This is a genomic window from Brevibacterium sp. HMSC22B09 (genome assembly GCF_001806795.1).
In the GTDB taxonomy this organism is placed as follows: Bacteria; Actinomycetota; Actinomycetes; order Actinomycetales; family Brevibacteriaceae; genus Brevibacterium; species Brevibacterium ravenspurgense.
Window position 1 is genome coordinate 41,775 of the sequence record NZ_KV786007.1, and the last position, 24,631, is coordinate 66,405.

Annotated in this window: 21 protein-coding genes; 6 read left to right on the forward strand and 15 right to left on the reverse strand. The window is 61.4% G+C overall.

Annotated features, from left to right (window positions below):
• Positions 1-88: 88 nt before the first annotated feature.
• Positions 89-5,047, reverse strand: coding sequence for a YPDG domain-containing protein (locus HMPREF3087_RS03605; RefSeq protein ID WP_070428091.1), 4,959 nt, complete (start codon positions 5,045-5,047; stop codon positions 89-91).
• 273 nt (positions 5,048-5,320) lie between these two features.
• Positions 5,321-6,604 (reverse strand): CDP-glycerol glycerophosphotransferase family protein, encoded by a 1,284-nt coding sequence (locus tag HMPREF3087_RS03610; RefSeq protein WP_070428197.1) that lies wholly within the window; start codon positions 6,602-6,604, stop codon positions 5,321-5,323.
• Between the two features lie 103 nt (positions 6,605-6,707).
• Between HMPREF3087_RS03610 and HMPREF3087_RS03615 the strand changes: the two genes are divergently transcribed.
• Positions 6,708-7,436: a DUF805 domain-containing protein gene (locus HMPREF3087_RS03615; RefSeq protein ID WP_070428092.1), complete on the forward strand. Its 729-nt coding sequence runs from the start codon at positions 6,708-6,710 to the stop codon at positions 7,434-7,436.
• A 66-nt stretch (positions 7,437-7,502) separates the two neighbouring features.
• Here the strand turns inward: HMPREF3087_RS03615 and HMPREF3087_RS03620 are convergent, their stop codons facing one another.
• From HMPREF3087_RS03620 to HMPREF3087_RS03635, 4 genes are all read right to left on the reverse strand, one after another.
• Positions 7,503-8,159, reverse strand: coding sequence for a DUF2127 domain-containing protein (locus HMPREF3087_RS03620; protein WP_070428093.1), 657 nt, complete (start codon positions 8,157-8,159; stop codon positions 7,503-7,505).
• A complete protein-coding gene (locus tag HMPREF3087_RS03625; RefSeq protein WP_070428094.1) occupies positions 8,156-8,893 on the reverse strand; it encodes a phosphatase PAP2 family protein in 738 nt (245 codons plus the stop codon). Before HMPREF3087_RS03625 ends, HMPREF3087_RS03620 begins: the two co-directional genes overlap by 4 nt.
• Positions 8,894-9,370, reverse strand: a complete 477-nt coding sequence (locus HMPREF3087_RS03630) for an NUDIX hydrolase (protein ID WP_083272013.1) — start codon at positions 9,368-9,370, stop codon at positions 8,894-8,896.
• A 90-nt stretch (positions 9,371-9,460) separates the two neighbouring features.
• Positions 9,461-10,789: a short-chain fatty acid transporter gene (locus HMPREF3087_RS03635; protein WP_070428198.1), complete on the reverse strand. Its 1,329-nt coding sequence runs from the start codon at positions 10,787-10,789 to the stop codon at positions 9,461-9,463.
• A 252-nt stretch (positions 10,790-11,041) separates the two neighbouring features.
• Between HMPREF3087_RS03635 and HMPREF3087_RS03640 the strand changes: the two genes are divergently transcribed.
• The gene (locus HMPREF3087_RS03640) at positions 11,042-11,413 is read left to right on the forward strand and encodes a nuclear transport factor 2 family protein (protein WP_070428096.1); all 372 of its coding nucleotides are present in this window, start codon (positions 11,042-11,044) and stop codon (positions 11,411-11,413) included.
• 174 nt (positions 11,414-11,587) lie between these two features.
• Here HMPREF3087_RS03640 and HMPREF3087_RS03645 read toward each other — a convergent pair whose 3' ends face one another.
• The 5 genes from HMPREF3087_RS03645 to HMPREF3087_RS03665 form a co-directional block, all read right to left on the reverse strand.
• Positions 11,588-12,496 carry a 3-hydroxyacyl-CoA dehydrogenase NAD-binding domain-containing protein gene (locus tag HMPREF3087_RS03645; RefSeq protein ID WP_070428097.1) on the reverse strand — a complete coding sequence of 303 codons (909 nt, stop codon included), beginning with the start codon at positions 12,494-12,496 and terminating at the stop codon, positions 11,588-11,590.
• Positions 12,496-13,971, reverse strand: coding sequence for a peptide MFS transporter (locus tag HMPREF3087_RS03650; RefSeq protein WP_062020486.1), 1,476 nt, complete (start codon positions 13,969-13,971; stop codon positions 12,496-12,498). Before HMPREF3087_RS03650 ends, HMPREF3087_RS03645 begins: the two co-directional genes overlap by 1 nt.
• A gap of 121 nt (positions 13,972-14,092) precedes the next feature.
• The gene (locus HMPREF3087_RS03655) at positions 14,093-15,745 is read right to left on the reverse strand and encodes a long-chain-fatty-acid--CoA ligase (protein WP_070428098.1); all 1,653 of its coding nucleotides are present in this window, start codon (positions 15,743-15,745) and stop codon (positions 14,093-14,095) included.
• 187 nt (positions 15,746-15,932) lie between these two features.
• Entirely contained in the window at positions 15,933-16,481 is a 549-nt protein-coding gene (locus HMPREF3087_RS03660) for a GNAT family N-acetyltransferase (RefSeq protein WP_070428099.1), read from the reverse strand.
• Entirely contained in the window at positions 16,478-17,455 is a 978-nt protein-coding gene (locus tag HMPREF3087_RS03665; protein ID WP_141738859.1) for an ornithine cyclodeaminase family protein, read from the reverse strand. The genes HMPREF3087_RS03660 and HMPREF3087_RS03665 overlap by 4 nt, the downstream gene beginning before the upstream one ends.
• Positions 17,456-17,655: 200 nt before the next feature.
• Here HMPREF3087_RS03665 and HMPREF3087_RS03670 point away from each other — a divergent pair, with 200 nt between their 5' ends.
• Together HMPREF3087_RS03670 and HMPREF3087_RS03675 are read left to right on the forward strand one after the other, a co-directional pair.
• The gene (locus tag HMPREF3087_RS03670) at positions 17,656-17,937 is read left to right on the forward strand and encodes a GNAT family N-acetyltransferase (RefSeq protein WP_070428101.1); all 282 of its coding nucleotides are present in this window, start codon (positions 17,656-17,658) and stop codon (positions 17,935-17,937) included.
• Between the two features lie 215 nt (positions 17,938-18,152).
• The gene (locus HMPREF3087_RS03675) at positions 18,153-19,610 is read left to right on the forward strand and encodes an NAD-dependent succinate-semialdehyde dehydrogenase (RefSeq protein ID WP_070428102.1); all 1,458 of its coding nucleotides are present in this window, start codon (positions 18,153-18,155) and stop codon (positions 19,608-19,610) included.
• Between the two features lie 233 nt (positions 19,611-19,843).
• On the opposite strand, the gene HMPREF3087_RS03680 is transcribed toward HMPREF3087_RS03675, so the two are convergent.
• The 4 genes from HMPREF3087_RS03680 to galU all read right to left on the reverse strand — a co-directional run bounded on the left by HMPREF3087_RS03680 (position 19,844) and on the right by galU (position 23,458).
• A complete protein-coding gene (locus HMPREF3087_RS03680) occupies positions 19,844-20,878 on the reverse strand; it encodes a hypothetical protein (protein WP_070428103.1) in 1,035 nt (344 codons plus the stop codon).
• A 225-nt stretch (positions 20,879-21,103) separates the two neighbouring features.
• A complete protein-coding gene (locus HMPREF3087_RS03685; RefSeq protein WP_070428199.1) occupies positions 21,104-21,775 on the reverse strand; it encodes a GNAT family N-acetyltransferase in 672 nt (223 codons plus the stop codon).
• Positions 21,776-21,820: 45 nt separating this feature from the next.
• Positions 21,821-22,480 carry a hypothetical protein gene (locus HMPREF3087_RS03690; RefSeq protein WP_070428104.1) on the reverse strand — a complete coding sequence of 220 codons (660 nt, stop codon included), beginning with the start codon at positions 22,478-22,480 and terminating at the stop codon, positions 21,821-21,823.
• A gap of 63 nt (positions 22,481-22,543) precedes the next feature.
• Positions 22,544-23,458 (reverse strand): UTP--glucose-1-phosphate uridylyltransferase GalU, encoded by a 915-nt coding sequence (gene galU, locus HMPREF3087_RS03695; protein ID WP_061942010.1) that lies wholly within the window; start codon positions 23,456-23,458, stop codon positions 22,544-22,546.
• A 45-nt stretch (positions 23,459-23,503) separates the two neighbouring features.
• Here galU and HMPREF3087_RS03700 point away from each other — a divergent pair, with 45 nt between their 5' ends.
• Positions 23,504-24,226, forward strand: coding sequence for a 5-formyltetrahydrofolate cyclo-ligase (locus HMPREF3087_RS03700; RefSeq protein WP_070428105.1), 723 nt, complete (start codon positions 23,504-23,506; stop codon positions 24,224-24,226).
• Positions 24,227-24,355: 129 nt separating this feature from the next.
• The gene (locus HMPREF3087_RS03705) at positions 24,356-24,562 is read left to right on the forward strand and encodes an FmdB family zinc ribbon protein (protein WP_062020504.1); all 207 of its coding nucleotides are present in this window, start codon (positions 24,356-24,358) and stop codon (positions 24,560-24,562) included.
• Positions 24,563-24,631: the final 69 nt, after the last annotated feature.

Sequence of the window (24,631 nt, forward strand, 5' to 3'; positions counted from 1 at the left end):
CGCTAATGCGGAACCGCCCACAATTGTTTATCGGCCTGTCTGCGTGCGCGCCCGGTTCTCACCAACCGGGCGCGTCAGCAGATGAGCGTCAGTTGTTCTTGCGGCGCGAGCGAGCAACCATCAGAACACCTGCGGCGAGCAGACCAGCTGCTGCAGCCAGTGCACCAGCGATCTCAACACCGGTACGGGGCAGCGGAGCATTGCTCGAGCCCTTGTCACCGGAGTCACCAGGCTTGCCGGGGGCCGGTGCAGGCTTACCTTCACCAGAGCCGGTCTTGCCCTTGTCGTCCACCGTGACAGTGATGGTGTCAATGACGTTGCCGTCCTTGTCCTTCACCGTCACGACGATCTTGTCACCGGGCTTGGCGTCATCGTTGATGTCAACGACGATGTTGCCGTCCTTGTCGATTTCAGCCTTACCGGGGCCTTCGACCTCAACGGTCGAGCCGTCTGGAACCGGGCCGCCATCGTTCGGGATGACAATCTTGTCGCCAGGCTTACCGTTGCCGTCCTTCCAGTCAGGCTGGTCAGCAGGCTTTTCAACCTCGACGACTACGCGGTCGATCTCGTTGCCGTCCTTGTCCTTGACAACGACTACAACCTTGTCACCGGGCTTGGCGTCCTTGTCGATGTCGACAATCAGGTTGCCGTCTTCATCGATTTCAGCCTTACCAGGTCCTTCCGTTTCGACGGTGCTGCCGTCCGGGACCGGACCGCCGTCGTTCGGGATTTCGACCTTGTCGCCAGGCTTACCCTTGTCGTCCTTCCAGTCTGGCTTCTCAGCAGGAGCGTCAGGCTTCTCGACCGTGATGGTGACGTCAACGTTGTCCTTCGAACCATCCGGGTAAGTCACCTCAACCGGAACGGTGATCTTGTCACCAGGCTTGGCGTCTTCCGGAATCGGAACCGTGATTTCACCGGTGTTTTCATCAACCTTCACACCGTCGGGAGCGTCGTCACCAGGGGTGAACGTGGTGCCGTCAGGAGCTTCGGTCGGGTTGCCGTCCTTGTCCTTGAACTCAGGAGCAGGAACCTTGACGTCTTCACCAGGCTTACCCGAACCATCTTCGTAGCCGGGCTCGAACTCGTCCTTCTGTTCGGTGTCAGGCTTGGACGGTTCGGTAACAGTCACGGTCGAGTCGTCGATCTTGTTGCCGTCCTTGTCCTTCACGACGATGACGATCTTGTCGCCAGGCTTGGCGTCCTTGTCGATGTCAACGACGAGGTTGCCGTTTTCATCGATTTCAGCCTTACCGGGGCCTTCGACCTCAGTCGTGGAGCCTTCCGGAACGTCGCCACCGGTGTTCGGGACGGTCACCTTGTCACCGGGTTCACCTTCGCCGTCGCCCCATTCGGGCTTCGAGTCAGGGTCGGTGACAGTAACAGTCACGTCCACCTTGTCGGTGCTGCCATCCGGGTAGGTCACAGTCACAGGAACCGTGATCTTGTCACCAGGCTTGGCGTCAGCCGGAATCTGGACCTTCAGCGATCCATCTTCAGCAACTTCGACACCGTCCTTGTCGGTGGTGAACTTGGTGCCTTCCGGAACGGTGACCTTGTCGCCGTCCTTGTTGGTGAAGGTCGGAGCGTCGACCGGAGCGGTGGTACCAGGCTGGCCAGCACCGTCGGTGTACTTCGGTTCGAGCTCGTCAGCCTGCTTAGTGTCAGGCTGCTCCGGAGCATCAGGTTCTTCAACCGTGACGGTGACGTCAACGTTGTCCTTGCTGCCGTCTGGGTAGGTCACCTCGACAGGAACAGTGATCTTGTCACCAGGCTTAGCATCCTCAGGGATGGTAACGGTGATCTCACCAGTGTTCTCATCGATAGTCACACCATCAGGAGCGTTCTCACCAGGACCGAAGGTCGTGCCGTCAGGAGCCTCGGTCGGGTTGCCGTCCTTGTCCTTGAACTCAGGCTTTTCGACCTTGACGTCTTCACCCGGCTTACCCGAACCATCTTCGTAGCCAGGCTCGTAGGTGTCAGCGTCCTTGTCCTTAGCGTCAGGTTCTTCAACCGTGACGGTGACGTCAACGTTGTCCTTGCTGCCGTCTGGGTAGGTCACCTCGACAGGAACAGTGATCTTGTCACCAGGCTTAGCATCCTCAGGGATGGTAACGGTGATCTCACCAGTGTTCTCATCGATAGTCACACCATCAGGAGCGTTCTCACCAGGACCGAAGGTCGTGCCCTCAGGAGCCTTGGTGTCCTTACCGTCCTTGTCAGTGAAGGTCGGAGCGTCAATTGTGACGTCGTCACCCGGCTTACCGGAACCGTCTTCGTAGCCAGGCTCGAAGATCGTGTTCTGGTTAGGCGACTTCGGGTTGGTGTCGTCTTCCTTTTCCTTTTCGTCCGGGACACCGTCGCCGTCGTCGTCCTCGTCCTCGGTGTCAGGCGTACCGTCACCATCGGTGTCCAGCTTGAAGTTCGCCTTAGCGTCGTCCTTGCTGCCGTCCGGGTAGGTCACCGTGACAGGAACGTCGAATTCTTCGACAGTGTCCTTGTTCAGCTTGGACTCGTCCGGGAACGTAACGGTGATTTCACCGGTGTTCTCGTCAATCTTGACTTCGTAGCCTTCAGGAGCCTTGAAGTCTTCAGGAATCGAGAACTTGGAGCCTTCAGGAGCCTCGGTGTCCTTACCTTCCTTGTCAGTGAAGGTCGGGGACGACTTCGTTTCCTTACCAGGAACAACCAGCTTGTCTTCGTAGCCGGGCTCGAAGATCGTGTTCTGGTTAGGAACCTTCGGGTTGCTGTCCTCGTCGTCCGGGATGCCGTCGTTGTCGTCATCCTCGTCCTCGGTGTCAGGCTTGCCGTCACCATCGGTGTCCAGCTTGAAGTTCGCCTTAGCGTCGTCCTTGCTGCCGTCCGGGTAGGTCACCGTGACAGGAACATCGAACTCCTCAACGGTGTCCTTGTTCAGCTTGGACTTGTCCGGGAAGGTAACGGTGATTTCACCGGTGTTCTCGTCAATCTTGACTTCGTAGCCTTCAGGAGCCTTGAAGTCTTCAGGGATCGAGAACTTCGAGCCTTCAGGAGCCTTCGCGTCCTTACCGTCCTTGTCAGTGAAGGTCGGCGACGACTTGGTTTCCTCACCAGGAACAACCAGCTTGTCCTCATAAGCAGGAGTGTATTCGTCGCTCTGCTTGGTCTCGTCAACGACCTTAATAGGTGCGTTGATGACCTTGGTGGTGCCATCTTCGTAGGTGACCTTAACCGGAACGTTGTACGTACCCGGCTTGACGTCTGCACCCGGCTTGATGGTCAGGGTTCCATCTGCGTTTACGGTGACCCAGTCCTGCGGAGCGACATCTTCCGGAAGGCCAGCCTTCTGGAATTCCGGAGCGTTCTTGACATCGTCTGCGGTTGCTGCAGCGAACTTAGCGGAGTCAGGAACTGCGGTGCCGTTCTTGTTGACCGGCCGCTCAGCCGTAGCTTCTTCGCCAACCTTGACCTCGGTCTCCTTGTATTCAGGAGCAACGTAGGCCAGGAAAGAGTCAGCCATGAGAGGCGTGCTCTCGTCTGACGCGTTGTACACCGTAGCGGTGTAAATGGTGTCCTCAGCGAGGTCTTCCGGAACCTGGAAGTCACACGAAGGAATCACACCGAGGTTGTCGGAGTTCGCCTCGCAACGGTGAACTTCCTTGCCCTCGCTGTCAGTCCAAACAATGACGTGAGCAGTGTTCGGAGTCAGGCCGAAGGTGTCGGTCTTTGCGGTGTCACCCGGAGCAGCAGGCTTATCCGTGGTGTTGTACGGCGTGACGTCAAAGCCGCGCGAAGTCTGGCGCAGCGAGAAGTCAAGGTTGTCGATGTAGTTACCCGCGTGGCCTCCACCGGAGACTGCATGCACCATCGAAGTGCGCATGATGTTCTGGAACATCGCGCTCTGCGAAGAGTCCATGTTCGAGTCGACGCCCTCGGGGAGAACCGGCGAGACGTACATGTACTCGTAGTTGATGTGCTTCGAACGCAGGTTACCGGTTGCCCAGCTGCCTTCGTCAGACGAGGGAGCCAACTCGCCCCACTCGCCAGCGTTCATGATGCCCTTGGCCTTGTAGTTGTTACCCCACAGTCCCTTGAACTGAAGGTGGTACTTGCCTTCGTTATCCGTTTCGGTGATTACGGTTTCGGCGATAGCGCTCTTACCGGTCTCGGCCTCGTATTCGGCCATGATCTTCTTCTGCGCTTCACGGAAAGCTTCAGTGGTGTAGCCCTTGTTGTCGTCAGCCCACTTGTCGAAGCGGCGTGCAACCTCATCCTGCACGTACGAGCCGCGGATCTTCACCTTCGGGACAGCTACATCGCCGTAACGCTTCTCATACTGGTTGGTGAAGAGGGTCTTACCGAAGGTACCGCGCTGGTCGTAGTAGACGCGTCCCTTGGCTCGGCCACCATTAGCGACCTGCTTTTCGCCGGTGGTGGACTTATCCTCAGGCAGGTACAGCCAGTCCTGACCATCCTTAGCGGCATCGCGCTCGTGGTAGGAGATGTTGTAGTTCTCGGCAAGCTGGATACCGACCGTGCCGTTCCAGGTACCGTGGTAACGGTCACCCTGACCGCCGAACACCGAGTCACCTTCAATGAAGGCAACCTGGAGGTTCTTCGGATCTGGGTTTTCAGCCCAAATGCGAAGCTTCTGACCAGCAGTGGCCTCCCACTTGTGGACAGTACCGAGAGCATCGGTCCAGTCCGGCAGGCTAATCGAGTACGTACCGTCAGCCTTAGTCTGCGCGGTGTAGACAGGCGATACGGCGCCACGCTGCTTCTTGTTGGGGTAGTCGATCCACTGAGCATAGACCTTGACACCCGCAAGCGGTTCGTCAACATTCTGAGCAGTGGCCGCGTTGCCGTCGCGGTCCAGGAAGACTTTACCGTTGACGGTCTTCTGCCCCAGCCAGTTACCCGGAGAGTCGATCGCATCCTGGGCAGCATGAACAGGTGCAACTTCCACACCCGGGAACAGGCCCGGTGCGAATGCCACAGCCATTGCGAGAGTCAGACCAGCTGCTGCTGTCTTCATCCCGCGGCGTCGGTGAGAACGCTGTTGGCTCATCAATTTTCCTTTCGGTTGACACCCGCGCCGTTCCGCGCAGGCATAGATTCACTCACAGTTTCCGCAGCGGCGGAAAACCGCTCCGAAAACCGTGAAGAACTTAGGGCCAAGTATTAATACCCTCATAAATACTTTAACTATCTGCCAGACTTCCCACAGGATTCGGAAGAGTTGAAACTTCACTCAATACCAGCACGGCCCAGAAACATGCGCCTATCTCCCGGACCCGCCCGGAAGCTACCGTCCGGTACACCGGACGGTGTGATGGCAACCTCAAGAGAAATCTGTGAGCTGCCTGTCTGCCCACCGCTGTTCCACCACACTTGCGACAGCTGCCACAAACCGTCTGCGCTGACTTCCAAGCCCTGTATCCCCCAGATAATAACGGCACACTTTTTCCCGTTCAGCCCGACCGGACTCCCCAGAGCCCAGCCCTTGCTGCACCATGTGCGAAGCCCGCCGACCACCATCTGCAGTGCCGACCACCGACGGCACTCGTTCAAGCAGACCACCGGCAGGCACCTCGGCACCCGGGTCAGTCGGAGCAACCCCCACAAGGGGCTTATGCGTTGACAGCCAATCAAAAGCAACCGACGACATTTCGGCCACACACGCATCAGCCGCAGCAAACTGCCACGACACCGTCGGCGAATCGTCAAACACACAACCAGCAGCACCGGTCACAAGCTCGCGAATCTGCGCATCGGCCCGCGCAAACTCCGGCTTCACAACACCCGTACGCGGATGCGGCCTGTAGATGACACCAAAACCAGCCTCGACCAGCCCTTCCACCAGCGGAACACCCGACTGCGCCAAGGTGCCGTAGGCCATGGACGGCGAATCGCCCTCCCACGTGGGCGCATAGAACACAGTGGGCCTGCTGCCATCCAGAACCTGCTGGAAACGCTCCGGCACCGGCCCCGCATAATCCAGCTGCGGCCGGCCCACATCGATCATGTCCGGCAAACGGCCCAACAGCGCCTTCTCAATACGCTCCCTGGCAGCCAAACCAGCCGTGAACACACAGTCATAGGCCTTCAGCTGATTCGACACCATCGAAATCTTTTCGCTCTCGCCATGCGACAAATGCACATGAGCCGGCCCCGGATACCGCAAAGCCTGAAAGTTCAACACAGCCTGATTGACATACAGCACCGCACACAAGGTCGGCTGTGTCATGAAGCGATCGACATCAGATGTCAACCGCGCATACCGCACAGGAAGCTCCGTCAACTGCGCGATCTCACGCGCATTGTCCAAATTGCGCATCAGGATGCCCACCGGCCACGGCGCACCCTCCCCCGGACCGTCCAGAGTCATCCCCGACTCCAAATGCATCGTCGCCGCAAGATCTTCAATCGGGGCCAACCACTGTTTGAGCTGGTACGTCGAGGCCCTATCCCCCGCGTGATACACACCAACCACAAAACCGTCATCACGCGACGGCACAAACTTCGGATCCAACCGCCGCTCAGCAGCCCGCACCGACAGTTCACGACCCACCTGAGATGAGAACCGCTTCGCCGACGAAAACACGTGGGACACCCTGTTCATCATGCAGACCAGTATGCCAGCGCAGAAACCAGCACTGTCGCTGTTTCCTTCCGAGTAACCGGAAATCACTACACTGACGACCGACCCATACCAACCCAGGAGCACGATGAATTCGAACCCCTACGACAACAACCCCTACGGCAGTGGCCCTGGTGGCGGCCCCTACGGAAGCGGTCCCGGCGGGCAACCCAGCTACGGCGGCAGCAGCCCCTTCGGTGACAGCAGCCAGTTCGGCGGGCAGCCGGGCAACGGCGACAACCCTTTCGACAACAGTCCCTACGCCCACAACCCCTTCGGCGCTGGGGCGCCATCCGCCCCGCAGCGCCGAAAAATCACCGAAAAGGACTACCGCGGCACCGGTCAAAAACCACCGCTGTCGCAGCCTCTCTACGGCGCGGGCCCAGTGACCGCCTACACGCGGTTCTGGAAGAAGTTCGCACGGTTCAAGGGCTACGCATCGCTGTCGGAATACTGGTGGCCGCAGCTGATCAACACCTTGATCTGCTTCGTTCTGTTCGTCCCCGGCATCGTCGCCGTCATCATGGCCGAGGCCGAAGCCCAAAGAACCTTCGAGGCCACCGGATACGAGGTCGAACCTGACGTCCCAGCGCTTGCGATCATCGGGACCCTCGTTTCGTTCCTGTTCCTGTTGGTCGCCGCAGTGCCCACCCTGTCCTCCGGCTGGCGACGCATCCAAGACGCCGGCATGCACGGCGCCCTCATCTTCCTGGCGTTCATTCCCTACCTGGGCGGACTCATCAACATCGTCCTGTGCATCCTGCCCACCAAACTGACCGCCCGCCAACCCGGACGCGACGACCTCACCGGCGACTGAACCCACCACCACATGACGAGGTGCCTGCTCACGTAAGCAGGCACCTCATATTTTTCTGGGGTCAGGTCAGTCCGCGGGTGTGCCCGGACGTCCGGCTGAAGCCGGGCCAGACGCGGCAGATTCGGCAGCCTGCTTCAGCGCCCTTTGGCGCTTCTGCAGATTCCATTCGTGACGGGTGAGCCACACGATGAAGATGTCGAAGATCGTCAGCAGCAAAAAGAAGATCGAGTGACGGGCAAAGATTTCGTAAGTCTGGTAGATGATGAACGCCGCCAAGAATCCCATCATCCAGGGGTAGGCCCACATCTTGCCCTTCAGCACAGCCCACACCAAAACAATCTTCGTAGCCGCGTGGCTGATCATGTAGATCGCCGCATACAGCTGAATACCCGAATCCAGATTCTCCGTCTGATGCAGAAGCCACGCCGTAACAGGGTTGCCCGTATTGCCCGCCGTAAGCTTCACCGCCAGCTGATGCCACACGTGCCGCGGCACAACAAGAACCACAATGCCCGAGGCCATCTGACCCAAACCAAACAGACCCTTGCCGATCAGCGTGATGTAGAAAATCACGTGCAGCCAATGCTCGCGCTTGCGCTGGTCCGGTGGAATGAGATCGGCTGAGGTTTCCGTATCCGCCAGGGTTGGGACGAGGCGGTCGGTGCTTCGACTATGCGCTTTGTGGTTGTTGCGTGCCGTGTGGCTGCTGGAGATGCGAGTCATTGCCGTGTTTCTGTGTTCTGCAAAGCGTGGGCGCTGCGCAGTTCATTGTTGTGCTGCTGTTCGCGCGATTTCCGCAGGGCTTTTCTGCGCTTCAACGACATCATCCTGTGCCTGACAAGCACGTACAGCACCAAGCAGGCACCCACGCCCACCAGGCAACCGGCCGTCACATCAGTGAAATAGTGCACGCCCAAGTACAGGCGCGACAGACAGATAAGCGCGGTCATCCCCAAGGCGCCGGCCCAAATGATGGCCCGCTGCCACAGGCGCACAAACAGCAAGCTGAACACAACAGCCGATGAAAACAGCAGCGACGACGTTCCCGTGGCGTGCCCTGACGGGAACGAAAAGTTCGTCTCCAACACCAGCCGGTGCTCTACTGCCGGGCGTGGACGCGCATACAGCGGTTTGAGCGAATGCGTGATCGCCGAGGCGAGCGCAACACAGCCGGCAATATAGGCCGCCGGACGCCAACTGCCAGCCAGCACCCACACGAACACTGACACAAGCACGCCCAGGATGATCGTGCCCAAAGGGCTGAAGATATTGGTGAAGAACACCAGGAAGGCTGTACGCGGGTCGCTGCGGTGTTCGATCATGTCGCCAAGCACCTCGCGGTCGGCCTCCATCACCAAGCTCGTCTGCACAAACAGACCCAAGATGACCACCAGAGCGAAAAGCAGCACGCCGGTGCTGATCCGCTTGACCGGTGGATTCGGCTTCTGGTCGTTCACTCAGTTCACCTGGCCAGCAGCCAGACCGCGAGCCAGCAGCTCAGGGATAACGTGATTGCGCGTCAGCGGAGCAAAAGAACGCTCCGCCGTGTCCTGGGGAAGATCCGCGATCGGGAACCACTCCGCCTGGTCAATTTCATTGAAGAACCGCGGTTCCTGAACATTCAGACCACCCGGAGTCCCGCGGTAGGCGAACACCGTGCCGGTCACATGAGTGTTCGGTTCATTCGCCGCATCCGTCGTCCAGGAGCCCAGCAGATCCAGCTGATCCGGGTCGAGGTCTAGGTGCAGTTCCTCGGCGATTTCGCGGACAGCGGTGGCAAGAGGCTCCTCGTCAGATTCGATCTTGCCTCCCGGCAACATGAACGAGCTCGTCCCCTTCTTCCGAACCATCAGCAGCTCCGGCCTGTCCGGATGGATCAAGCACACAGCGGCGACGACAACAGACTTAGGGGATTGCTTCGGGGACTTGCTCATTCCACCAGTATGGCCCACCGGTATGGGAGTCACATGAGACAGTGCGGGCTGCCGGCGGCTGTGCAGCGCGGTGGGCGGTTGTGCACCCCGTCAGGCGAGGAAGCTCACCGCGAACAGGGTTCCACCCAGCACAATGCCCGAACCCACGAGCGTCATCGTGGTGTAGCCCAGAATGTCACGCATCTTCAGACCCGCAATCGCCAGCACCGGCAGAGCCCAGAACGGCTGGATCATGTTCGTCCACTGGTCACCGTAGGACACAGCCATGATCGCAACCGAAGGGTCGACGCCCAGTGATTCGGCGGCCTTGAGCATGATCGGGCCCTGCACCGCGAACTGCCCACCCCCGGAGGGGACGAAGAAGTTCACAACGCCTGCCGCCACGAACGCCAGCACGCCGAATGTGTGCGGACCAGAGATCGACACCAGTGCGTTGGAGAAGATCTCAATGAGACCAGACGCACTCATGATGCCCATAATGCCGGCGTACAGCGGGAACTGCAGAAGGATCTCGCCGACGTTGACCGCCGCACCCTTGGCCAAGTAGATGATCTCGAAGGGGCTGCGCACCAACAGCAGGATGAGCGTCAGGAAGCTCCAGTTGACGATGTCCAGAGTCATCGTGCCGCCCCGCGCAAAGTGCACCACGATATACGCCGCAAGCAGCAGGCCCACCAGCAGCGTGGGGATGCGGGATGCGTCAATGCGATCAGCCGGGGTGACGACCTCTTCGCCCACGAAGGGCTTTTCGCCGTGCTCAACTTCAGCAGGCATTTCAACAATCGGGGCGCCCGGCTTCGGGGCGGTCAAAGCAAACAGAATCGCCATGACAATGAGCACCAACGCAGCCGCCGCCAGGTTCCACCACACAAAGATGGTCTGCGAAACAGGAATGGTGCCGCCCATGGCCTCGTCAAGGAACGAACCGGGCGTTGCCGCAGTCAGCGGGCCCGAAGCCGAATAGCCCATGTGCCACACGACCATGCCCGAATAACCAGCCGCAACAAGCAGCGGGAAGTGCACCTTGAAGCCGCGACGGCGAGCCGAACGAGCCACCTCGACCGCCAGCAGAGCACCGACGACCAAGGACAGACCCCACGTGATGAGGGCCGACATGCCCGCCACCACAAAGACCAGGACGTAGGCAGAACGCGGGCCGGAAGGCACATCGGCAATCTTGGCCAGCAGCTTCCGCACCGGTGCGGTGTGCGCCAACATATGGCCCAAGAAGATGATGAGCGCCATCTGGGTCATGAACTCCAGCAGGCCCGACAGGCCATCACCCCAGCCGACCAGCACATCGACAGGTTTGGTCGGGGTGAGGATGAGCGCCAGGATGCCAACGACAACACTCAGCACGATCGCAAACATGAGCGCCGACGGTGTCCACTTCTCAAGCAGAGAATTAAGAGGACGCATGACCGCCGGGGCGGCTGCCGAGCTGGGCGGTGTGTTCACCTGAGTGGTGTTGGCGTTTGGTGTTGTGCCGTCAGGATGACCGTTTGCGGAGTCCGACATGAAAGCGCTCCTTTGCGTTCGTGTGCTGATTCACAGTTATCGTAGAGAACACACAGCCGGAGCGCGAAAACTCTGGTGAGAACGCCTGTCGCAGACACGTGTCTAGAGCGTGTCTGCGCACCCGCTGCAATGACGCCACAGAAAGGACGGCCCATGACCGCCGAACTGTCCCCCACCGACGTTGAAGCTCTTGTCCGCCGCTACTACACCACCGTGGATGCCGGCGACGACAACGCCACCGCAGACCTCTTCGCGGCCGACGGCACCTACGACCGACCCGGCTACGACACCATGGTTGGCGAAGACATCCGCCGCTTCTACCTGGAAAACCGCGTGATCGAATCAGGCGAACACACTCTGCTCAATGTCATTGTGAGCGGCAACCAGGCGGCTTCGCGCGGCGAATTCAACGGCAAACTCAAAGACGGATCAGACGCCCACGAAGGCTTCGCCGACTTCTTCGTCTTCAACGCCGACGGCACAATCGCCAAGCGCACCAGCTACTTCTACCGCGCCGCAGTGTGAGGTGTGGCTAAAAGCTGCTCCGCCGTCTAGGTGGAAGAACGCGACAAAACGCACTTCGCCTCAATCTTCCGCCTAGACAGCAGAAACCCCCGCCGGGCACCAAAAAACCGGCCCGACGAGGGATTTTGACGCTTAAACGAAGCTCAAGCCCCGCTTAACGGCCAGTGGCCCGCCTCAACGCCCAGCGGTCCTCGCGCGGAGGATCGCGTTTTGGATTTCGTCGCGGCGAACAGCGATCGATTCCTCGGGCGGCATTCCGTAGGCGGTTTCAGCCTGATCGAAGATCTCGGCCATGCCCTCCATAGACATGTCAGGCTGCGGCAGATCGATCTGCGCAAAACTCGGCCCAATATGCTCCATAAGCCCGCGCAGACCAGCTTTGCCGCCACCTAAGTGCAGACCCTCAAACGGCCCGACCGCCGCCCACCGGATGCCCAGTGAATTGCGCACGGCAGCATCGAGGTCTTCAACGCTGACAACACCGCTCTGCACCAAGTGCACAGCTTCACGCAGCACGGCATTCTGCAGACGGTTACCCACAAAACCGCGCGCTTCCTTCTTCAGCACAATCGGCTCACGGCCCACACCGCGGTAGAACTCAACAGCTGTCTGCACTGCTTCGTCCGAAGTCTTCGGTGAAGGAACAACCTCGACCAGCGGCATGATGTGCGGCGGGTTGAACGGATGTCCCACCAGGAGGCGAGCAGCAACATCGTCCGGCAGCTGCGCCGCGGTCTCCGAGGCCGGAATCGCCGACGAACTTGAGGCAAACACGGCCTGCGCCGACGCATGCTGGGCGGCCGCAGCAAAGAGTTCGCGCTTCACATCAACACGCTCCGGGCCGCACTCCTGAATGAAGTCAGCACCCGAGGCGGCATCGGCCAGAGGATCTTCCCCCTCGGCAGCCCGCACAGAACCAGCCGAACTCGAACCAGCCCCAGCCGGCACCTCGTCAACCAACACAGAAACGATCTCCCCGAGGTCGTCACGGGGATCGCTCAGAACAACCTCGTGCCCGTGGGAGGCGAACAGCTTCGCCCACGACTGGCCAATAGTGCCAGCACCGATAACAGCAACCTTCATCAGCGGACTCCCTTCATGAGCTTTGTAACCGGCTTAGCTGCGGCAAGAACAATCGCACCGAAGACCAGAGCGGCAATACCGTGCCACATCCAGTACGGCAGCTGGTTGTCCACCGCGTAAAACTGCGAGGTCACACCGGCAAGCGATGTTCCCACACCGGAGGCCAGGAAGAACAGGGCAATCATCTGCGAACGGAACACCCGCGGCGCCAGGCGCGTAGCTGCCGAAAGGCCAATAGGCGAAATGAGCAGCTCCGCGATCACGAACAGCATCAGCAGGAAGATCATGTACAGCAGCGGCGTACGCGCATCACCGGTACCACTGGACGAGAACGGGATGAACAGCAGGAACGCCACACCGATCAGCACCAGCGCCAGACCGGCCTTGACCATGGTCGAGGGCTGCTTGTCACCCATGCGAAGCCACAGCGCCGAGGTGCCCATCGACAGCAGAATCACCCACGCGGCGGGGATCAGCGTCACCCACGAAATCGGCATTTCCCAGCCGAACACCGAACGGTTAAGGCTTTCATCGGAGTACACAACCAGCACACCGAAGATCTGCTGATACAGCGCCCAGAAGACAACAGACGCCAAGAAGAACGGAATGAACGCAAACACGCGCGAACGTTCAACAGAGGTGACCTGCTTGCTGGTGGTCATGATCGTGAAGTACACAATCGCCGCAAACGCCGAAACACCTGCAATCCACGTGGAGATGTTCGACACCGTCAGCCAACCAAGAGCCACAACAGCCCAAATGGCCAGACCGACCGCAACAACCGCGGCAGGCAGAATCCACAGCTTGTTGCGCGGCAGCGGGTTCACCGTCTTACGCGAATCCGCAGGCAGGTTCTTCCGACCGGTCATGTACACAATCAGGCCGAGCGCCATACCGACAGCAGCGGCACCGAAGCCGATGTGGAAGCCGATCCGATCCTGCAGCAGACCCACAATCAGCGGACCCAGCAGAGCACCGATGTTGATGCCCAGGTAGAACAGCGAGAACCCGGCATCGCGCCGCGGGTCCTTTTCCGAATACAGCGTGCCGACAATCGCTGAGGCCGTCGCCTTCAGACCACCCGAACCGAGCGCCACAAGCCCCGTACCGATGAGCACGCCCGCAAAGCCCGGCACAACCGCCAAAGCCACGTGGCCTGCAACGATGATGATCGCGCTGCTGAACAACACACGCTCGGAGCTGAGCACACGGTCGGCAATCCAGGAGCCCAGGATGGTCGCCAGGAACACCGCCCCGCCATAGGCACCGACGAACGCGGTAGCCGTGGTCTGGCTATAGCCCAAACCTCCGTCGGCAACCGAGAAGTACAGGTAGATCGCCAAGATCCCCTGCATGCCGTAATACGAAAAACGCTCCCACATCTCCAAGCCGAACAGCTGGGCGAGCGGGAGCGGATGACCGAAGAAACGAGTGTCCGCCTGGACCTCGTCAGAACTCTTTGCTGGGGTTTTCATCACCCCACCAGGGTAGAGGAAACACATCACGAGGCGCCGCTCACCATCCCGGACACCGCACCAGGGTGTGGTGCGGCTGGGAGGCAGGCGGCGCCTCGTGAGGGTGAAGGTGCTGGTCAGGTCAGCTGTTCTTCTGTTCCCATTCGCTGCGCAGAACCTTCTTGTCGAGCTTGCCGACCGAGGTGCGGGGCAGCTCGTCGGTGATGACGATCTTGTCCGGCAGCTGCCACTTGGCAAAGCGGCTCTTGAGCACGTCAATGACCATGTCATCGGTGACTTCCTTGCCGGGGCGGGGCACAACGAAAGCGACGGGACGTTCGTCGTACTTGGCATCCGGCACACCGATGACAGCGGCTTCGAGGACAGCGGGTTCGTCGAGGATGGCGTTTTCCATGTCGATCGAGCTGATCCACTCACCACCGGACTTGATGACGTCCTTCAGGCGGTCGGTGATCTTGCGGTGACCCGACGGCAGGATGACGGCGACATCGCCCGAACGCCACCAGCCGTCCATGAAACGGTCGTCGTTGTCATCGAGCTTGTAGTACGACTCCGTGATCCAGGGGCCGCGCATGATGATCTCGCCGTTGGACTTGCCGTCGTGCGGAACATCCTCGCCAGTGGGGTCGACCACGCGGGACTCCACACCCAGCAGCGGCAGGCCCTGGGCACGGCGGATGTCCCACTGTTCGTCCTCCGACAAGTCGTTGAGCCAGGGCGGCAGCTGCCAGTTGATCGACGCCAGCGGGGACGTTTCCGTCGCTCCGTAGCCGTGGATGACATAGGCACCGGTCAGTTCCTTGAAGCCCTTCATGAGCGCAACCGGAGGTTCGGTGGAACCGGCGATCATGCGGGTGCGCGACAGGTCCGGCGGAGTGTCCAGCGAACGGAAGTACTCAAGAATCGGCGCAAACAGTGCGGGGGCTCCGTTCGTGGCGGTCACACCCTCGCGGGCAATCGCCTCGGCCACCGGACCGATGTCGGTTGCCGAGAACATGCCCGGCAGCACGAGCTTCGCGGCCGCACCCATTGCAGCCTGCGGGAAGCCCCACGACAGCACGTGGAACATGGGCGTAAACGGCATAACAACGTCAGTGAAGTCGACCTTGAGGTTGCTGATGACCGCCATAGCGTGCAGGTACATGGAACGGTGCGAATAGTAGACGGCCTTCGGGCGGCCCGTTGTGCCGGTGGTGTAGCCGGCGTAGCAGGCCGTGGTCTCTTCGACCTGCTGGAATTCGTAGTCATCGCCGTGCTCTTCCGCGGCCTCAGCCAGCAGATCTTCGTAGAAGTAGGCGTTCGGCAGGTTGTGATCAACTTCCGACGACGGCTTGTCCGTCATGATGACGAAGCCCTTAACGTAGCTAGCCTTGGCAATCGCCTCAGCAATCGGCAGGAGGGATTCGTCAATGAAGATCCACTCGGCGTTCGAGTGGTTGACAACGTACTGAATGTCAGTCGGAGCCAGGCGGATGTTGATCTGCAGCATCGTCGCCGCAACACCCGGAATGCCGAAGTAGAGCTCGAAGTGGCGCAGCGAATTCCAGTCGGCAACACCGACCATCGTGCCCGGGCCGATGCCCAGTTTGTCCAAAGCGTGCGCCAGACGGCTGACTCGCTTGCCGAAATCGGCATACGTCGTGTTGTGCCACTCACCGTCATTCGTGCGGTGGGTGATGACCTGCTGCGGGAAGTTCTTCACCGCGTGCCGCATCAGAGTGGTGGTGTTCAGCTGGTAGCTGTCACCGAGAGTTGAAGGGATTCCCTTGAGCATGTGTCCTCGCTTCCTGTGGAAACAGCGTGCCGCCGCACAGGCCGAAGCGCAGAAGCCAACCCACGTCTATGTGGGCCGACCGCTGACACACGAACTGTCCGGCGGATGGCTACTGACGAGTCTAAACCCAATGTGCCCACGATCACACAACGCGCGGGACATAATCCCGCCTGTTAAGAAACAGGATTCAGGACAGCGGTTTTGTGAGAACCGCGAACTCGAGATCGTCGACCTTGGGCACGCCGAAGCGCTCCTGCCCGTACGGGAACGGCTCGGTTTCGCCCGTGCGCCGATAGCCGCGACGCTCATAGAACGCAATGAGCTCGGCGCGCTTGCTGATAACCGTCATGCGCATGGAAGTTGTACCCCATTCGTGCTGCGCGAAGGATTCGGCAAACGCCATGAGCTCTTTGCCCACGCCACTCCCCTGCGCTTCTGGTGACACCGCAAACGTGCCGAAATACGCCACACCATCGCCCTCATTCGTAAGCGTCACGGTGGCAAGAGGAGAGTGGGAGCCGGCAGGCGCCTCGTGATCCTGGGCAAAGGCGACCAGAACAGTCGAGGTGCTGAGCATCTGCTCGACCATCGGCAGGTCGACCCGCTGGCCGTCCAGGAGGTCGGCCTCCGTAGTCCAGCCGGTGCGCGAACGATCCCCGCGGTAGGCCGACTCGATGAGGTCGACCAACGCGGGAGCGTCAGCGGGTTCGGCCTGACGGATGGTCAGTGAGCTCACTTGTCGGAGTCCTTGAGTGCGGTGGAGCCCTTGAGAGCAGCGCGATAGGCCAGGCCGGCCACCACGATGTCTTCCCAGCCCTGGCCGACCGACTTCCACACAAAGGGGCGGTCGTCCGGAATGCAAGCACCCTCAGACTTCACAATCTCGCTGAACGACAGAACGTCATCCCAGCTCAAGTGGCCTTCTTCGATGGCCTGGTGAACATCGCCGGCTTCGCGCTTGCCGTTGTCGATCGATTCGACGCCGACGGTCGAACGGCCCAGCAGATCGCCGGGAAGTTCGCGCGCGTCCAGCAGGTGGGAGCCCATCGCCACGAGAACGGCATCATCGCGGACGTGAGAGTCCTCCAGCAGCGGTTCCGAGGCGCCGGTGGCAGTCACAATGAAGCCGGCATTTTCGACTGCGGCGATGGCTTCGGGGCTGTTGGAGATAGCCTCCGTGAACTCGATGCCGAATTCGGCGGCCTTGGCAGCAACCCTCTGCGCCTTGCCTTCACCGCGGACGACAGCGGTCAGCGAGGTAACAGGCACTGTGGCCTGGGCGGCTTCGACGTGAGCAGCAGCCTGCGCTCCCCCACCGAAGATCACCATGTGGACGCCATCGGCGAAGCGGCGCTGCAGCACGTCCTTCACACCGGCCATTGACAGCGCGGGAGTGCGCAGCTCGGTGATCGCGGCACCATCGACGGTTGCCAGAGGCGCCTGGGTCTGGCCGTCGAACAGCAGGACGCTGCCCTGAATAGTCGGCAGTCCACGGTCGGCGTTCTCCGGGGTGAGGGTAAGGACCTTGATGCCCACGAACTCATCAGCCGCACTGGGCATGAACAGGAACTGGCCGTTGGGAAGCTCCGCCGATGTGCGCGGCAGGCACGTATCCGGGTCATAGCCGGCACGCAGAGCTTCGCGCATGCCGTCGCGCGCCTGCGCTGACGACACCGTCGACAGCAGGGTTTCAGCATCGATGTTCAACAAGGGAACCTCCCACGGGTTTTGGCGGTGTGCTTTGGGTGTGCGGGTTTTGGCGGTCGGGTTTGCATGTGCTGCTCACCACTGTAAACGGAATAAGGTGAGTGTCTCACTTCGTTGGGCCGGATGAGACGCCGCCTGCACCCAGGGGTTCAGCCTGAGGGCGCCCCGAGGCCGCGGCCAGCCCAGCAGCGAAAGGGAAACCCATGACAGACGTCAACATCGAACACCAGCGCGACAACAAGCGCTACGTCGGATTCATCGACGGCAAAGAAGCAGGCTTCGCCGCCTACAGCGAAAACGGCACCCACCGCGACTTCTTCCAAACCGTCACCCACGACGGCTACACCGGAAAAGGCGTTGCAGGGCAGATCGTCGGGCATGCACTCAGTGAATCCGTCCAGGACGGGTTCACGTTCACACCTTCGTGCAGCTACGTCGAGCACTACATCGAAAAGCACCCCGAATACGCCGAACACGTGAAGTGAGCGCCAGCCGAGGTGAGCTTAAGAGCGCCAGCTCAGTTCCACCTCGGCGGCTGTGTGCCCGGTGAGCACAGCGAAACCGGGCAGTGGTGTGCGGTGGTGAGCGGCGCCTCGTCAGCTGGCCAGAACAAGCGCTGACCAGCAGGCAAAACGGTCAGCCGGGCGGCGCCCTCGGGGCATACACTGGCACAGGAGCGACAAGAAAGGACGGCTCAAGCATGGACGTGCAGTCGATCATCGACAAGGTCAACACCGGACTGTTCATTGACGGGCAGTGGCGCGACGCCGAAACCGGCGACACCATCGACGTCATCAACCCCGCAACCGGCAAAGTCATTGCGAAAGTTGCCGACGGCAGCGAAAAAGACGCCCAAGACGCCATCGAAGCAGCTGGCCGGGCACAGAAATCGTGGGCTGCCACCCCACCGCGCGAACGCGGAGAAATCCTGCGCCGCGCCTTCGAACTGCTCATGGAGAAGCAGGACGAAATCGGTGCGGTCATGACCGCTGAAATGGGCAAATCGCTCACCGAAGCCAAGGGCGAAGTCGCCTACGGCGCCGAATTCTTCCGCTGGTTCTCCGAAGAGGCCGTGCGCATCGGCGGCGACTACATGAAGTCCACCGACGGCAAGAACCGCCTCATGATCTCCAAGGAGCCGGTCGGCCCGTGCATCCTGGTCACGCCGTGGAACTTCCCGCTGGCCATGGGCACCCGCAAGATCGGACCCGCGCTGGCAGCAGGCTGCACCGTTGTGCTCAAGCCCGCGCAGCTGACCCCGCTGACATCGTTCATGCTTATGGAAGTGCTGGTCGAAGCCGGTGTTCCCGCAGGTGTGGTCAACGTCGTCACGTCGAGCTCTGCCCGCCGAGTGGTCACCCCGTGGATGGAATCCGGCATTGCGCGCAAGATTTCGTTCACCGGATCCACGGATGTCGGCAAGAACCTGCTGAAGCAGGCCGCTGACAACGTGCTCAAGACCTCGATGGAGCTCGGCGGCAACGCACCGTTCATCGTGTGCGAAGACGCTGACCTCGACAAGGCCGTCGAAGGTGCAATGCAGGCGAAGATGCGCAACATCGGCGAAGCCTGCACCGCGGCAAACCGCCTCATTGTGCACTCTTCTGTTGCCGACGAATTCGCCAAGCGGATGGCGGAGCGGATGGAAGCGCTCAAGGTCGGCAACGGGCTTGAGGACGGCGTTGACATCGGCCCGCTGGTTGAAGAAAAGGCACTCGACAAGGTTGCTGAGCTGGTGGACGAAGCTGTTTCGGCTGGTGCTCACGTCGTGACCGGCGGTAAGCGGGTTGAAGGCGACGGGTTCTTCTACGAGCCCACCGTGCTCACGAACATCCCCGCCGATGTTGCGATCAACCGCGAAGAGATCTTCGGCCCCGTTGCCCCGATCTACACCTTCGATACTGAAGACGAAGCCATCGACATGGCCAACGCCACCGAGTTCGGGCTTTCGTCCTACCTGTATACCGAGAACCTCGAAAAGGCACTCCGCCTGTCCGAGCAGATCGAAGCCGGCATGGTCGGGCTCAACACCGGGCTGGTATCCAACCCGGCTGCGCCTTTCGGCGGTGTGAAGGAATCCGGTCTGGGCCGCGAAGGTTCGCAGTTCGGCATCGACGAATACCTCGAAATCAAATACGTCGCCACACCCGTGGGGTGATGTCGCCACACCCGTGGGGTGATTCGGCCTACGTGATTGCGGCAGCTGGGCGCGTCAGCTGCGGTTGGGCGCGTTAGCTGCGGCGTAAAAGTGGGGGCGGGCATCGAGCCCGCCTCCACTTTTGTATGCAGACGCTGAAACGCTGAAGCCCCGTCCGGTGTAAGAACCGGACGGGGCTTGAAGCGCTAGAACTCAGGCGCGGCGGCGGGCTGAACGCAGCCGCAGGCTAAAGATCAAGCGCGGCGGCGAGCCAGCAGGTCGTTGACCTTTTCGTATGCGGCGTCCTCCGCGGCACGCGACACGGCACCCGGCTTCGCAACCTGCTTATCGGCGCGAATAGCCTTCCGGCCGTGCTTCAGAGCAGCGGTGCCGTCGTCTTCCTTCGCGGCATCGACCAGTTCGGGAACAGTGCCCTCGGCGGCGGCGAAGTGTTCAGCAGCCGACTCACGTTCGGCAGCCGAAGCAGCCGCGCCGTCCTGCGCCGCGCTTTCGCCAGCCGCACGAGCCACCTTGACGTAGGTCGGCTCCGGCACCGGGCGAGGTGCAAACTCACTGCTCGCGACGACCTCGCGCACACGCTTCTCACCAGTGGAAACAACCGGAATTTCGCCGGTTGGGGCCTCGAGGTCAAGCACCTCGCGGCTGGGAACATCGTTACGGCGCATGGAACTTGCCGCCAGACGACGCACGCGCTCCGCACGAGTTTCGCGAGCCGCACCGCTGCGGTTCGACATGAGTTTCGAAACGGACGAGGTGCCGCTCGTCTGCCCCTTCTGGGCCGGCACCTGCGGGGTGACCTTGACGGAGGGCGCTTCAGCGTTGGCGGCGGGCGCGGCAGGTTCGGACTTCGCGGCGGGAACCTTCGCAGCCGGGGCAGGCTCAGCAGCCTTCGCCGCCGGAGCCGCAGCCACAGGCGCAGCAGACGAAGCCACCGGTGCCGAGCGGCGCTCAACAGCACCTTCCGACGCTTCGCCGTTGATGGCGATGACAACCAGCACGCAGCTGAGCGCCATAGCCGCGCTCAGAACGGGAACCGCCCAGGTCAGGGCCGCGAACAGAGCAAAGAAGAACGTGACGATCGTTGCCAGACCGAAGAACAGAACACCAACGCCGAGCGCACGACGCACATTCCGTGTGTCCACGCCGGCACCAACCTCAGCACCACCGTGTGCACCGTCAACTGCAGCTTCACGGGTCGGGGCAGCATTCTGCGCGCCGCGTGCAGTTTCCTGCGGGCCGCGCGTGGTCGATGAGCTGTGTGAATTCATAGATGTGTCCGTCCGGCGCCGATTTCGCTGATCATCCAAAACACAACAATATGCACACCCAATGTCGGATTGGGGATGCCTCGCGGTGTGTCTGTCACATTGTCAGCGTCCACTCATTTTCCCTGCCCGAGGCGCCCTCCAGAAACCCACTCCCCCTCACCTGCCGGGGAGCTCAATTCCCGAGGCGCTCTCCGGCCGCCGACCACACTTCACGTCATGCCGGGCTTACCTCTGACCCCACCCGCGGTCACGGATGTAGGCGCTGGCGAGCCCAGTCGGCACCTCGTCAGCAAGAAGCGCGTAGGAACGGTGGTCCGCCCAGTTGCCCGCGATGTGCATGTACCCGCGGCGCACACCTTCAAACCGGAAGCCGAGCTTCTCAACCACCCGCAGGCTCTTGCTGTTTTCGGGACGAATGTTGATCTCGACGCGATGCAGCCCCAGGTCGAAGAAACACGCGTCGGCGGTCATTGCCACGGCCAGCGGCATGAGTCCACGGCCGGCAAGACGCGAATCTATCCAGTAGCCGATCTGCACTGAGCTGATCGACCCCCACTGAATACTCGACGCGGTGACCTGCCCGCGGAAGCTGCCGTCCACCTCGAGAGCGAACGGCAACGCCACACCCCGTCTGGCCTGCGACTGCAGTGCCCGCCGCATGGAATGGAAGGCTGCGCGCTCTTTGCGGAGGGCGGCTTCGAGTTCGGGGCCGTAACGCCCCTCGTCAGAACCGGGAGCTTCCCCTGCCAAAGCACCACCCCGTATGTCCCTACCGGGCAGGGTTGCGTCCCAGGGCTGGAGCCAATCGCGATTAGCGACCCTGACCTCGGCAAACTTTTCAGCGTCAGCGCGTTTCAGCGGCCGCAGAATCACACCCTGCGGCCCGGTCAGCCGCATCGGCCACCATGGAACACCCACACCAAACACACCCAGGAGCTGCGCTTAGGCGTCACCTTCATCGTCAGGGGTGACGGGGCGGGGCATCTGGAGGATCGAGGCGCCGCCGGGCTGTTCATCATCGGCACCTTTGTCTTGTGACTGACCGCGCTGCGGTCCGCCCCAACCGCGGGAGCTGCCGCGCGAACCGCCTCGGGAACCAAAACCACCCGACGGCCCACCCGGCACAGTGCCGTTATCACGCTGATCCAACACGTCCGCGTACAGCGGCAGGATTTCGGACATGACGGAAGCTGCGACCGCCTCGTCAGCCGGCAGGGCAATGGCGAGAGTCGTGCCGACCCAGCCGACCCACGGGGCCGTGAACAGCACGTGGTTCGCGCCGTGTCGGCGAGCCGAATCGAAGATGATCGCCTGTAGCCCCGGCAGCGGAGTGTCGGTGAACTGCGACAGCGCACCGGCCACGTCCATGCTGTCGTCGGCGCTCAGCCCGCCAACCAGCACCAGGAGATCCGCCGAATCGGCAAAGGCATCACACAGCGGGCCGACTCCGGCGACATCGGGCAGGAGCGCCTCGAGGGCGTCGAATCCGGCACTGTCGAGCTCCTCGTGGACGGCGGTCGCGGCCTGTGCGGCCAGCGAATCGCCGCCGAGCGGAGCAACAGCCGCGCTTCTGCGCGGCGGCTGCCATTGACCTGCGGTCATCAGAGAACCTCCCGGTTGTCATTGTGCGACATGGGTGCAGCTGCACCCAGTGAATCACACAGGTCAGTCAAGCCCAGCCACGTAGCCGCGCAGCCAGCTGTTGAGATCTTCCGCCAGGTCATCGCGACGGCCGGCCAGAGTGACAACAGCCTTGAGGTAGCTGAGCTTGTCGCCGGTGTCGTAGCGATCACCGGAGAACACAACGCCGTAGACGCCGTTGGACGAAGGGTCCTCGGCCAGCGTCTGCAGAGCATCCGTCAGCTGGATTTCGTTTCCACGGCCGGGAGGGGTCTTGGCCAGCACGGGGAAGATTTCGGGCGCGAGAACATAACGGCCGATGACCGCGTAGTTCGACGGAGCTTCGTCTGCGGCGGGCTTTTCGACCAGGCCGGTGATCTTGACGGCCGAATCAGCGTCAACACCGTCAATGGCAACATCTTCAACAGCCGCGCAGCCGTACAGGCTGATGTCTTCCTGCGGCACTTCCATGAGTGCGACAACCGAACCGCCCGTGGCTTCCTGCACCTTGATCATGGTCGGCAGGATGGGGTTGGCCTCATCGATGAGGTCATCGCCCAGCAGCACGGCAAACGGTTCGTCGCCCACGTGCTGTTCGGCCTTGAGAACAGCGTGGCCCAGACCCTTGGGGTCGCCCTGACGGACGTAGTGGACATCCGCGAGGCTGCTGGCCTTCTGCACCTTTTCCAGCTTGGCGTCATCGCCCTTGGCACGCAGCGTTTCTTCCAGACCGTCAACACGGTCGAAGTGGTCCTCCAGCGGACGCTTGTTGCGTCCGGTGATCATGAGGACATCGTTCAGCCCCGCATCGACAACTTCTTCAACCACGTACTGGATGGCAGGCTTGTCGACCACCGGCAGCATTTCCTTCGGGATGGCCTTCGTGGCCGGAAGGAAACGGGTGCCGAGTCCCGCAACGGGGATAACAGCCTTGCGGACTTTTCGCTCTGGGTTCTTCATGCCGGTCATTCTAAGCTGTGTCAGATGAACGGAAGGTGAGCAAAAGTGAGCAGTCCCGCCGACGAGTCCAACGACACGACGAAGCACTCAGACAAAACCGCCCTGCGCGCCGAGGTGCGAAAAATCCGCAGGTCAGGCGGGCACCCGGCATCTGCACAGGAGGAGCTGGCGAATACTGCATTGGAACTCATCGCTGACCGGCCTGCCGTCGTCGCCTACGCGGCACTGGCCGGCGAGCCCAACCTCGATGCCGCACTGAACGCCTACATGAGCCGCGGCGGCACCGTGTTCCTGCCCGTGACTCACCCGAACGAGCCACTCAGCTGGGGTCGTGCACCCGGCACGATGGACCTCCCACCGCAGGGCAAATGGCGCATCCGCGAACCCCGCGAAGAGCTCACGACGGAACAGCTGGCCGAACACCTCGTCACCCTGGCCCGTACGGCCAGCCGGAATCGGGCTGGGGACCCGGGCGGCACCTCGGGAGCGGAATCAGCCTCGGGAGTGCTCCCCCAGGAGCGCCCGCGGGCCCCGCTCGTGCTGGTGCCCGGCCTGCGATTCGGCGCCGACGGCACCCGGCTGGGCAACGGCGGCGGGTTCTACGACAGGACGTTCGGGCCGCGGGGCGCGGCTCCTGCTCTGGCTCACGAGGTGCCGCTCACCGGCGTCTGCTTCTCCTGGGAATTCGGCGGTCATCTTGAAGCCGAGGAGTGGGACTTGACCGTCGGATCCGTGCTGACCGAGGACGGACTGCGGGCCGCCGAATAGCGTGGTGGGCGCGGCGTCAGGCTGGTGCGGGTGCGGCGTCAGGCTGGCGAATTGTGCGCATGCGCGGCTGGTTATACTTTCTGGGTCGGTCACACGGGCCGCAGCGGCCCACCGCCAAGGAAAGAACACATGCCCACGTACTCCTACGCCTGCAAGAACTGCGGTCACAGCTTCGACATCCACCAGGGTTTCAACGACGACGCCCTGACCACATGCCCCGAATGCGGGCAGGAACAGCTGCGCAAAGTGTTCGGCTCACTCGGAGTGTCGTTCAAGGGCTCGGGGTTCTACCGCAATGACTCGCGCAGCTCATCCGGCGGAGGTTCCGGGGAGTAAAAGCGCGTTTGAGCGCGGCAGGCCCGGGCAGCAGCGCTGCGCGACTATAGGTCACAGGGTCGGACCGGT